This window comes from Anabaena sp. AL09, assembly GCF_001672255.1.
GTDB classification, from domain to species: Bacteria; Cyanobacteriota; Cyanobacteriia; order Cyanobacteriales; family Nostocaceae; genus Dolichospermum; species Dolichospermum lemmermannii.
Genome location: NZ_LJOQ01000032.1, coordinates 18,446 through 30,383, shown reverse-complemented (window position 1 = coordinate 30,383; position 11,938 = coordinate 18,446). Strand labels below are relative to the sequence as shown.

Below are 11,938 nucleotides of genomic sequence, written 5' to 3'. Positions count from 1 at the left end.
CGAGCGCCCATATTTTAATCACCTCAGTAGATTGATTTTCCGTATTTACTTATCTTTACATAGTTTGATTTCTTTGCGCCGACTTACTTAAGTGTAAGTAGGTTAGCATTGAAAATCGTCGTTATGGCAAGGCAAGAGTGAAGGAGGGTTTGGGCGATTTTACTTTTCGTTACATATTACTCTTCGAGAAGCCGCTTCGCGTCTACGGTTTTTTTCCGTTCACCTACTTATGACTGGTAACTAACATTTTTTTCTACTCAAATAATTGGAGTTTAGACTAAATCTTTTCTTGTAGGCTCAACCCCTTGCTGTATAAGGTTTATAACTTACAAGACGTAAAATAATTTGGAAACCCTTAAAGCCTTGCCTAGAGAGACTTTGGCGGATTAGGAGGGGAAGTTCGATATAGTTAATATACAGTGAATTAATACTAATGAGTTAACATTAGGTTAATTTCATATTAATTTTTACCATAAAAAAAAGAGACGCAAGAGCCATAAATAGGGCAGGGGAAACGCATCTAATTTTTTTTGACAAAATGTAACTTATATGAATAGAGAAAAAGGGCAGTATTACAAGAGTAATATCAAGTTAATATGTGAATATAAAGAAAATTTGATGGTAAATTCGTTTCGATAAGAATCAATAAAATGGGTTGAAGTGGTATTCTCTCTTAAATTCAAAGAAACAAAATCTAGAAATGAAGTTACCACCAAAAATCACAATAGTAGATCACTTTAAAGATTTAGAAGACACAAGAGTTGAGAGAACAAAAAGGCATAAATTAATAGATATAGTTCCGCTTTTTCTGCCTTTTCCTGCTCCAAATCATCCAAATACTTCAAAAACAGCAGCCAAGAAGTTTGCTCAGTGTAATCTAATTCCGTAGTACAACCTGCCTCTTTCCAGAGAACATCATCAATATTCTTAAAAGTTTGCTCAAACATTTAGCTTTATTCTAGAACTTCTATTATTAATAACCTGACTAAAATTTTACACCTAAGAGGATGTTTGAAAAGTGGTATTCCGTAATTTTCATCACATTGTCCAGTTCCCTCCCCTTTACAAGGGGAGGGTTAGGGTGGGGTAAAAAATATTTGATACATCAACCATAACTTTTCAAACACCCTCTAAGAGGTTAAATAAAAATCGGCGTTGGTGAATGAAGGTATGATTTTTTCAGGCTTCGCCCCGCTTCGCTAACACGCAGAGACGCAGAGGACGCAGAGAGTAAGAGTTTAAGAACTAGAATATTTGATTTTCATACCTCAATTTACAAAAACTCAAAACCATCAGGTTGACTTTACAACAGCCACCACTACAGATAAAGTCTAAAATCGGGATGACTGGATTCGAACCAGCGGCCCCTTCGTCCCGAACGAAGTGCGCTACCAAGCTGCGCCACATCCCGCCACAAAAATGGCATTATAAAAAGATATTACCACAATCAGCAGAAAATAACAAACTTTCTCTTTTCCACAAAGGTCTTTGCTTGCTACCATAAGATTTGTATAACTAAAATGGTAAAAGTAGACTGTGACTGTAAAACCAGACTGGTTGCGAGTAAAAGCGCCTCAATGGGAGCGTGTTGGTAACGTTAAAGAAATTTTGCGGGATTTAGCCCTGAATACCGTTTGCGAAGAAGCTTCCTGTCCCAATATTGGGGAATGCTTCAACGCGGGTACTGCCACATTTTTAATTATGGGTCCAGCTTGCACCAGGGCTTGTCCTTACTGTGATATTGATTTTGAAAAGAAACCCCAAGCATTAGATCCCACCGAACCGACACGACTAGCAGAAGCAGTGCGGCGAATGCAGCTTAATCACGTCGTGATTACTTCCGTTAACCGAGATGATTTACCTGATGGTGGTGCATCTCAATTTGTCCGCTGTATTAATGCTATTCATGAAGTTTCGCCTCATACAACAATAGAAGTATTAATTCCCGACTTATGCGGTAATTGGCAAGCTTTAGAAATAATTCTGCAAGCTAAACCAGAAGTAATTAACCACAACACAGAAACCATCTCCCGCTTATATCGCCGTGTGCGTCCCCAAGGAAATTATGAGCGGACAATGGAATTATTACAGCGCTCGCGCCAAATTTCTCCCAGCACTTACACCAAATCTGGTATTATGGTCGGCTTGGGTGAAACAGATGCAGAAATTCGCCAAGTCATGGAAGACCTACGAAGAGTAGATTGTGATATTTTGACAATTGGGCAATATCTCCAACCCAGTCAAAAACACTTACAAGTATCTGATTTTATAACACCTGAGCAATTTGCAGCCTGGCAAACTTTTGGGGAAGAACTAGGATTTTTACAAGTTGTTTCTTCACCCTTGACAAGAAGCTCCTATCATGCAGAACAAGTCAGAGAATTAATGAAACGTTATCCAAGATAGTCAGTTGTTCGTTGTCAGTGGTCAGTGGTCAGTTGTCAGTTGTTCTACCCCAATCACCAATCACCAATCACCAATTACCCATTACCAATGACCAATCACCAATTACCAAATTCAAAATCTGTCGTTATTCTTGGTGCGGGTGCTTGGGGTACAGCCTTGGCTAAATTAGCAGCAATTAATGGACATCAGGTGCATCTATGGTCACGACAGGACTCGCAACCTCTAGAAAAAGTATTAGAGGATAAAAATGCTCAAATAGTCTTGTCGGCTATTTCTATGAAAGGGGTAAGAGATGTGGCCTCTATGGTGCAATCTTGCCCCCTGTCTCCACAGACAATCTTTGTGACTGCAACTAAGGGACTAGAACCACACACTACATACACACCTTCGCAAATTTGGCAAGCAACTTTTCCTAATTCTCCTGTTGTGGTCTTATCAGGTCCGAATTTATCCCAGGAAATTGCCCAGGAATTACCAGCAGCAACAGTAGTAGCGAGTAAAAATACCAAAGCTGCCCAAACCGTCCAATTGGTATTTTCTTCTAGTCGCTTTCGTGTCTATACTAACCCTGACCCTGTGGGCGTAGAATTAGGAGGAACACTGAAAAATGTGATAGCGATCGCCGCTGGTGTATGTGATGGGTTACACTTAGGCACAAATGCCAAAGCTGCCCTAGTCACCCGTGGGTTAACCGAAATGGTACGAATCGGTAATACTTTAGGTGCGAAAACGGAAACATTTTATGGTTTATCTGGTCTAGGGGACTTATTAGCAACCTGCAACAGCCCTTTAAGCCGTAATTATCAAGTTGGTTATCAATTAGCCAATGGACAAACGCTGCCAGAAGTTCTGGCAAATCTTCCAGGTACAGCCGAAGGTGTGAACACTTGTCGGGTATTAATGGAAATTGCCCAACAACGAGGTATTGCTATTCCCATTACTGAACAAGTTTATCAACTACTTGAAGGAGCAGTTACACCCAGACAAGCGTTAGATAAACTGATGATCCGAGATATCAAACCTGAATTTGATAATTTTCCCACAGAACAAATCTGGTAAATAAGGGAGAAATGCTGACAGGATAAGGTGTCCAATTAAAATTAAATGACTACCGCAAAATCCCTAGAAAAAATTTGTCAAATTGTCAGGAAATTACTTTTTGAGTGATGTAAATATGACTATGTAGTTTATAAACATCATCATAATTAGAAGTGAGTTTATAATCAGTTAAAAAATAACCGTTAATATTCCTAAACATGGTATTATTGACCAGTTAAATCATAATTGAAAATCTGGCTAAAGATTTCCATAGCTATTTGTTTAATCACACGGATACTAGCAACGAACGAGTCATTAAAAATGTATTATTTCAAACTAGTAACCTGTGACGAAAATAACTATCCAGTTAAAACAGTCCAAAAGTTGATAAATTAAGTTTTCTCCTCTCCTCCGCGCTTGGACTAGTACAGCGTAAGTAAGATAACCATTAAAAATCCCTAAAAAGCTTATACAATCTGCTTTTTTAATTTTTAATTGTTAATTTTTAATTCCGTCCTGCGGTACTAGTACAAAGTTTTGCAAAGAATTGTACATCGAAACCCAAATCGTGTTATTTGATGACGAGTTACGGAATAGCAACAGTTGATTAGATAACCGTAATTTTAGTTAACCATAATCTATTGTTACCTGGAGTAATTTGAGACATCATGCCAGCAACATCCTTTTATAAAAATGCCGCCCACGACGGGCAAAATCCTAGTCCACCTTTGGATATTGAAATCAATAATGATGATGATTTGCCAGATTTAGACATGGCTGCGGTTGAATCTGATTTAGCTTTAGCCGCGCAAACTACCAGACGCAGTACCGACTTAGTGCGTCTCTATCTGCAAGAAATTGGGCGAGTCCGGTTATTGGGACGAGATGAAGAAGTTGCTGAAGCCCAAAAAGTACAGCGATACTTACGAATGCGATTAATGCTTAGTGCTGCTGCTGCTGAAGGAGATGCTGTAATTATCCCCTATTCGCGGTTAATGGAGGTACAGGAGCGGTTGAAAGCAGAATTAGGACACCGCCCTTCTTTAGAACGGTGGGCGACTACTGCGGGGATAAGTTTACCTGATCTTAAACCTACCCTAGCCAATGGCAAAAGACGCTGGGCCGAAATTGCTAATTTAACAGTAGAAGAACTAGAACAAGTTCAAACTCAAGGACTGCAAGCCAAATCCCACATGATTAAGGCGAATTTGCGTTTAGTGGTATCTGTCGCTAAAAAGTATCAAAATCGGGGTTTGGAATTGTTGGATTTGGTTCAAGAAGGGACTTTAGGTTTAGAACGAGCCGTGGAGAAATTTGACCCCACGAAGGGCTATCGTTTTAGTACCTATGCTTACTGGTGGATTCGTCAAGGTATTACCAGGGCGATCGCTACTTCTAGCCGGACTATTCGCCTTCCTGTTCATATTACCGAAAAGCTCAACAAAATTAAAAAGGCGCAACGGAAAATTGCCCAAGAAAAAGGTCGTACCCCGACTTTAGAAGACCTGGGAATTGAGTTAGATATGACACCTGCCCAAGTGCGGGAAGTATTATTGAGAGTTCCTCGTTCTGTGTCTTTAGAAACCAAGGTAGGGAAGGATAAAGATACTGAATTAGGAGAATTGTTAGAGACTGATACGATTACTCCAGAGGAGATGTTAATGCGGGAATCTTTACATAAAGATTTGCATAGTCTTCTAGATGATTTAACTGGTCGGGAACGTGATGTAATTTCAATGCGCTTTGGCTTATCCGATGGTCATGCTTACTCTTTAGCAGAAATTGGCCGCGCCCTTGATTTATCACGGGAAAGAGTCAGACAAATTGAATCCAAGGCTTTGCAAAAACTCCGCCAACCCAAGCGCCGTAACCTAGTCCGCGACTATCTAGAGTCATTAAGTTAGGAGGCAGAAGGCAGAAGGCAGGAGGCAATAGAAAGATATTTTCTACTGACAACTGACAACTGACAACTGACAACTAACAACTGACAATCAGCAAATATTCTCAATAGGCAATGATTGTTGCAAATCAACCCCAACATTTGTTATATTCTCAATTAATGAGCTTTGTTGAGAAAATTTAGTATGACTGTCTACACAACTGGTTCACTCAAGGCGGAATTAAACGACCGTGGCTGGCGTTTAACTCCACAACGCGAAACAATTCTGCATATTTTTCAAGAACTCCCCCAAGGTGAGCATTTAAGCGCAGAGGATCTATATCATCGTTTAGAAGCTGACAGTGAAGGAATTAGTTTATCAACTATCTATCGCACTTTAAAGTTGATGGCGAGAATGGGGATTTTGCGGGAGTTGGAATTAGGTGAAGGGCATAAACATTATGAAATTAACCAGCCTTATCCCCATCACCATCATCACTTAATTTGTGTCCGCTGTAATTCGACTATTGAGTTTAAAAATGACTCAATTTTAAAGATTGGCGGAAAAACAGCCCAAAAAGAAGGTTTCCATTTATTAGATTGTCAAATGACAATTCATGCTGTATGTCCTAAGTGCCAAAGGGCATTAATGCCTATTTAGATAACTAGGAACTTGGTATTATAGGGTTCCTTTTAGGAACTACGGTCAGAAACGGTAAGTTCCCGTGATGAAGCAGGAAGTAAACACTAAGGTTATCGCTGTCCAGATGTGTCTAGACTTTGGTAATTTTGGGTAAGTTTTATAGAACGGATAGACATCTGCAATTTTGGAAGATGAATCAAGTAGTGCGGGAATCTAACTGCATTGAGAAAGCGGGATTAAAAACTTCCGCTTTTAACATCTTTAAGGCTGATACCATAAAATTCTTGAGCGCGACTAATTGCTTTTTTGGTATCAGATGCCATCATGCCGTTGATTTGACCTTTATAGAAACCTTTTTCATGTAGTCGTCTTTGAATTTCTAAAGTGGTAAAATCACTTTTGGCAGAATTTTTAACTAAACTATATAACTTAGAACGGGTGGTTTGTCCAGCCATACCACTAGCTTCTAGTTTGTGCTGTTTTTGAAAGCGATTTACAGCATCAACTGTGTTAGAACCATAGTAACCATTGGGCTGATTTTTTAAGAATCCGGCTATGATTAATTGTTCTTGGAGAATTCTGACGGCTTCACCGCGATCGCCTAAACTAAGTGTATCTTGATTATCTGATTTTTGGGAAGTAGTTATGTCATTTTCATCAGTCACCGCTGGTAATTTCGCTAATGTGGATTTACCAACAATGCCATCAACTGTGAGGTTATAAGCTTTTTGGAATCGTTTGACAGATTCTTGAGTAATTGGACCAAAAATCCCTGTGGAATTGCCATAATAGAAACCAGCGATTTTCAAGCGTTCTTGTAAAACTTTGACATCGGCACCTTCATCACCTTTAACAAAGAAATTGGGGTTTTTGCGTTTGTTGCTTACAGAAATGATATTATGTGGCGTAGTGAGGGTTGTAGGGGCTGTACTGATAAATTGTTTGTTGCTTTTTTCAACCTGAGATGTCGAATTTTGTTCTAGATTTTTAACAACATCACCGTTATTTTCGGTTTCAACCTGAGATGTCGAATTTTGTGCTAGATTTTTGACAGAATTGCTGTTATTTTCGGTTTCGAGTGCGAAAACACTACTAACACTATTAAGAATAGATAAAGTAAGAACCAGGGGAATCATGTATTTCCACGCATTGCTGGAAAAGAGTTGCCAATTTGGTGCTGCTGCTTTTTTGAATAAAGAACTGAGAGATATTAACTCAGTGGTTTCTATGTCTTCATTGGCAAAGGCTAAATGTAAATACGCAAGGTTTTCCATGTTCGTTTCCTAAATTAAATTATTTTTCTTCGATAGTTGCTTCCGCCTGATGGACTAAATTGCGGAGATTTTCTAAAGTTTGTATACTTACATCCTGCCATAACCCGCGCTGATTTGCTTCTAGTAATCTTTCCGCAATATCGCGCAATGCCCAAGGATTTTTATCCTGGATAAATTCACAAACGGCAGCATCTTCTAAATATGCTTCAACAACACCTTGATACATATAATCTTCGACACATTGGGCGGTAGCATCGTAAGCGAAGAGAAAATCTACGGTTGCAGCCATTTCAAATGCACCTTTATAACCATGACGCATAACTCCAGCTATCCATTTAGGATTAACCACGCGAGAACGATAAACCCTGGCAATTTCTGAACTAAGTTGACGGACTTTGGGCTGGGATGTGTTGGAATTATCACCAAAATAAGTTTCAGGATTTTTACCTTGAAGAGAACGCACCGCTGCGGTTAAACCACCCTGAAATTGATAATAATCGTCGGAATCGAGTAAATCATGTTCTCGATTGTCTTGATTATGCAGGACAATTTGCATTTGCTTCAAGCGTTGTTCAAAAGCTTCCACATTATTGCTCCCTGTTTCCTGACTAGAGGAGTAGGCGTAAGCACTCCAATTTGTGTAAGCTTGGGCTAAGTCCTGATCATTTTCCCAGTTTTGGGAGGCCATTAGTCCTTGGAGTCCTGCACCATAAGCCCCTGGTTTTGAACCAAAAACGCGATATTGCGATCGCTCGGCTGCTACTTCTAAAGATAAACCTTCTTGAGTCCATTGTTCAGTTTCTTTGCGAACTGTATCTGCTAGAGGATTTTGATCTGCTGGTTCATCTAAAGCCGAAACCGCTTTCACAGCTTGATCAAATAAGGTGATTAAATTAGGAAAAGCATCCCGGAAAAAGCCAGAAATTCTCAGGGTGACATCCACACGGGGACGACCGACAATGGATAAAGGTAAAATTTCAAAATCTACTACTCGTCGCGCTGCACCATCCCAAACGGGTTGCACACCAAGTAAAGCTAAAGCTTCGGCTATATCATCACCACCAGTCCGCATGGTAGCTGTCCCCCACAGGGATAAACCCAGGGTTTTGGGATATTCTCCATGTTCTTGGGTGTAGGTTTCAATCAGGGTTTCAGCGGCTTTTCTGCCAATATCCCAGGCGGTTTCTGTGGGTATGGCGCGAATATCAACGGCGTAAAAGTTTTTACCTGTGGGCAGGACTTCGGGGCGGCCGCGGGTGGGTGCGCCAGAAGCACCGCTCTTGACGTATTTGCCATCAAGTCCCCGTAATAGGTTGGTGGTTTCTTCGCTGGTTTTTCGCAGGGCTGGGAGGAGTTTTTCACTGATCCAGTTTTCGGTGGCTGTTCCCTCGATTATTTGTTCTACTAAGTGGGCTGCTTCTATTTCTAGGAGGCCGATGACATCGCCGATGATATGACAGGATTTAAGTTTCGCGCAAAGGCGCAAAGGAGCAAAGTGGGTTATCGGTGGGGTGAAGGGGGTTGAGAAGTTGTCTGTGAGGGGGTCTATGTCTATTTGCCATTGTTTGGCGATCGCTCTGGTAATGCCGATATAATGGCGGTTGGGGATGCGGGCGATCGCTACTATTAAGTCTCGCAGTTGTGTTCCTTGGGGACATTGGCCGAATATGTGTAAGCCGTCACGGATTTGGGCTTCTTTGAGTTCGCACAAGTAACCGTCTAGGGAATTTAAAATTAAGGTTTCAAAGTTGGTGATGTCTTTGGGGTTGGTAATTCCTAAGTCTTTATATAGGTTTTCTTTGATGACTAATTCTTGAATACGATCTCGTATTGTTGGTAAACGGGAAGGATCTAAACTTTCGGCTTCGTAATATTCATCAATTAGGTTTTCTACTTGTTGCAATGGTCCATATAATTGGGCGCGGGTCATTGGTGGGGTTAAATGATCAATTATTACGGCTTGGGCGCGTCTTTTTGCCTGTGAACCTTCTCCTGGATCATTAACAATAAATGGATATAAATGGGGCATTGGACCGAAGGCAATTTCTGGATAACAAGTATTAGATAAAGCCACACTTTTCCCCGGTAGCCATTCTAAGTTGCCATGTTTGCCAACATGAACTATGGCATCAGCATTAAAAGATTCTCGTACCCAATAATAAAAGGCTAAATAATTATGTGTTGGTTCTAAATCTGGCGCATGATAATTTAAACTAGGGTCGAGATCATAACCTCTTGATGGTTGAATACCGACGAAAACATTACCAAATTGAATTCCAGAAATTGCCCAATTTTGGACTGAATCTAAAGTTGGTTTTCCCCAACGGGCAATAATTTCTTTTTGGATTATTTCTGGTAAAGTAGCAAAATATTTTTGATATTCTGCTGTTGATAAACTTTGGTTGATTGGTTTCCAGTCTTTTCCTTCTGGATCATTAGTAACGCTAGATGTGAGAATTTGAATTAATTCGTCTCCGGTTTCGGGAATATTTTCTAGTTCATAACCAGCTAATTTTAAAGCCTTGAGAATTTCTACACAACTAGCAGGAGTGTCCAATCCTACGCCGTTGGCGAGGCGGCCGTTGGTGTTGGGGTAATTTGCTAAAATTAGGGCTATACGGCGTTCTTGGGGTGGTTTTACCCGCAATCTTACCCAGTTTGCAGCCAGTTGGGCGACAAATTCAATGCGATCGCTCACAGGTTCATAAATTACGACATCGGTTTCTAGTTTATGATTCCGAGTTTGCAAAGTTTTGAAAGACACAGCCCGGCTAATAATTCTCCCGTCTACTTCTGGTAATGCCACATTTATCGCCATATCACGGGGTGTTAAACCTTGTGATTGTGATTCCCATTGTTCAACGGAACTAGCGCAGAGAATTACTTGTAAAACGGGTATATCTAATTTTTCCCAAAGTTCAGTTTGTGGTGTTTCTGTTTCTAAACTTGCTAGGGAAAAACTTGTAGTATTCATCAATAAACTAACATGATTATTATTTTCTTCTGCCAACAATTCACACAACTTATCGCTGACACCAGGTTCACGTAATGAAGAAACAAAAACAGGTACAGGTTGTAAATTTTTCTCTATTAAAGCATTACACAAAGCATCAATAACTTTGGTATTTCCTGCTAAATAATGAGCGCGATAAAACAAAATCCCAACTTTAGGCTGAATTGGTAAAAGTTCTTTTTTTTCTTCTTTCCACTCATACAAACCCACACGGGGAACAGGTTGTGGAGGTGGAGGATTAAATTCTGTTAATAAAGCCGTATCAGCGATAAATTTTAAAGCATTGAGGAAATTTTCTGTACCACCTTCTTGAAAATATTGCCAGATTTTCTGGACAATTTCTGGAGCAATTGTAGATTTGGAGATTAAATCAAGATCAAGTCCGTCATCTCCTGGCATTATAATTAGGGTTGTACCATTACGTTCTCCAATTTCCTGTATAACTTCTAGACCATAATTCCAATAAGAACTTCCACCAATAAGACGCAGAATAATTACTTGCGCTGATTCTAATACTTGTTCGCTATAAGTGTCTATACTTACTTGTTGTTGTAGTTGTAATAAATTAGCGACTCGAATTTCTGGAAATTCATCAGGTAATTTAGAAACTACAGTTCCTAGAGTTTGAATATCAGTATCTGCTGCTGTAATCAATACAAATGGTGCTATAGTTTGTTCTAGGAAAAATAAACCCTCTGACTGATTCCAGCCTCCAGCAGTAGCATTTATACGGTGCATAATTGGTAATTAATAAACGTTTAGGTCTCAGTATATGGAGAAAGATTCAAGTAGGATTTCTATATATTTTATGATACTTTTATTAATTTGTGTCTTTTGTAATTAAAATGATGGAATCTTTATCTGAAGATTTACAACATAAAGTTGCAGAACACTTGAGAGAATATTTGGCAGATTTGCAAGATGAACTTACAGTATGTTGTATAATCATCAGTTATTTACAAAGATTGAATTTCTATTTCTGTTTCTGTTTGAACTTCTGTTTCAATTTGAGCCTCCACAATAGATGTATAAATGGGAATATCAGCTTGTATTGCTTCAAAACTTACAACTAGAGAGTATGGAACTTCAGCAAAAGGATCGTTATTCCAGCCTTCGTGTCCTACTACTGCTATGCAAAATGCCTCTCTTAAGTTATAAGATTTTACAACAGCCCAATCTTTTTGGATAGTTCCTATACTTCTGGATACATTTTTAATGCTTCTATAACGTTTTTCTTTACCAAGAGTCCAGGTAAATAATTCGTCTCCTTTCTCAGCATCTTCTGGAATCTTATGATTAGCTAACATTCTACCTAAAAAATGTTTTGAATCCTCACCGGTTTTGCTACAATCCCAATCTAACCAAGTTGATAAATACTTTCTTCTATTCCGCCTTGTTCTGCGAGGTTGGGCTTTATATGATAATGTAATTTCCAATAAAATCTCAAATTCTTCTCCTGGTGATCTGAGACTGTCTGGTAATTTTACTTGGTAAATGTCAACCTCTCCGGCTTTAATTAATTTCTTCCCTTGTGTGATTAGTGTGATACGATTAGGAGTATTACTAATGGCACGCTCAACATCAGGAATACCATAGCCTATTTGACGAATTACATTATATTTTTCTGGTTCTACCGTTCCCCTTATGATCAAACATCCTTTTAATATATCCAAAACCATTGTGAA

Annotated in this window: 7 protein-coding genes, 1 tRNA gene and 1 pseudogene; 4 read left to right on the top strand and 5 right to left on the bottom strand. The window is 39.4% G+C overall.

From position 1 onward, the window contains the following. Positions 1–860: 860 nt before the first annotated feature. Together AN490_RS05335 and AN490_RS05330 are read right to left on the bottom strand one after the other, a co-directional pair. A pseudogene (locus tag AN490_RS05335) lies at positions 861–947 on the bottom strand (type I restriction endonuclease subunit M); the annotation flags it as partial. Positions 948–1,337: 390 nt separating this feature from the next. Continuing rightward, positions 1,338–1,411: transfer RNA gene (locus tag AN490_RS05330), tRNA-Pro, on the bottom strand. 125 nt (positions 1,412–1,536) lie between these two features. On the opposite strand from AN490_RS05330, the gene lipA reads away from it, so the two are divergent. The 4 genes from lipA (at position 1,537) to AN490_RS05310 (ending at position 5,984) form a co-directional block, all read left to right on the top strand. After that, positions 1,537–2,406, top strand: a complete 870-nt coding sequence (lipA, locus tag AN490_RS05325) for a lipoyl synthase (protein WP_300000678.1) — start codon at positions 1,537–1,539, stop codon at positions 2,404–2,406. Positions 2,407–2,493: 87 nt separating this feature from the next. Further along, entirely contained in the window at positions 2,494–3,465 is a 972-nt protein-coding gene (locus AN490_RS05320) for an NAD(P)H-dependent glycerol-3-phosphate dehydrogenase (protein WP_300000676.1), read from the top strand. A 647-nt stretch (positions 3,466–4,112) separates the two neighbouring features. Continuing rightward, positions 4,113–5,348: an RNA polymerase sigma factor SigC gene (gene sigC / locus AN490_RS05315; protein WP_300000674.1), complete on the top strand. Its 1,236-nt coding sequence runs from the start codon at positions 4,113–4,115 to the stop codon at positions 5,346–5,348. Between the two features lie 180 nt (positions 5,349–5,528). Further along, positions 5,529–5,984, top strand: coding sequence for a Fur family transcriptional regulator (locus tag AN490_RS05310; protein ID WP_148760299.1), 456 nt, complete (start codon positions 5,529–5,531; stop codon positions 5,982–5,984). Between the two features lie 218 nt (positions 5,985–6,202). Here AN490_RS05310 and AN490_RS05305 read toward each other — a convergent pair whose 3' ends face one another. From AN490_RS05305 to AN490_RS05295, 3 genes are all read right to left on the bottom strand, one after another. Further along, positions 6,203–7,240 carry a peptidoglycan-binding protein gene (locus tag AN490_RS05305; RefSeq protein WP_300000670.1) on the bottom strand — a complete coding sequence of 346 codons (1,038 nt, stop codon included), beginning with the start codon at positions 7,238–7,240 and terminating at the stop codon, positions 6,203–6,205. 19 nt (positions 7,241–7,259) lie between these two features. Then, the gene (gene cobN / locus AN490_RS05300) at positions 7,260–10,991 is read right to left on the bottom strand and encodes a cobaltochelatase subunit CobN (protein WP_300000668.1); all 3,732 of its coding nucleotides are present in this window, start codon (positions 10,989–10,991) and stop codon (positions 7,260–7,262) included. Between the two features lie 218 nt (positions 10,992–11,209). Next, positions 11,210–11,932: a hypothetical protein gene (locus AN490_RS05295; RefSeq protein ID WP_300000666.1), complete on the bottom strand. Its 723-nt coding sequence runs from the start codon at positions 11,930–11,932 to the stop codon at positions 11,210–11,212. Between the last annotated feature and the right edge of the window lie 6 nt (positions 11,933–11,938).

Bases quoted from the DNA above. Each gene is read 5' to 3' on its own strand.
- AN490_RS05320 (WP_300000676.1), top strand. From the start codon at position 2,494: ATGACCAATCACCAATTACCAAATTCAAAATCTGTCGTTATTCTTGGT.
- sigC (WP_300000674.1), top strand. From the start codon at position 4,113: ATGCCAGCAACATCCTTTTATAAAAATGCCGCCCACGACGGGCAAAAT.
- AN490_RS05310 (WP_148760299.1), top strand. From the start codon at position 5,529: ATGACTGTCTACACAACTGGTTCACTCAAGGCGGAATTAAACGACCGT.
- AN490_RS05305 (WP_300000670.1), bottom strand. From the start codon at position 7,240: ATGGAAAACCTTGCGTATTTACATTTAGCCTTTGCCAATGAAGACATA.
- cobN (WP_300000668.1), bottom strand. From the start codon at position 10,991: ATGCACCGTATAAATGCTACTGCTGGAGGCTGGAATCAGTCAGAGGGT.
- AN490_RS05295 (WP_300000666.1), bottom strand. From the start codon at position 11,932: ATGGTTTTGGATATATTAAAAGGATGTTTGATCATAAGGGGAACGGTA.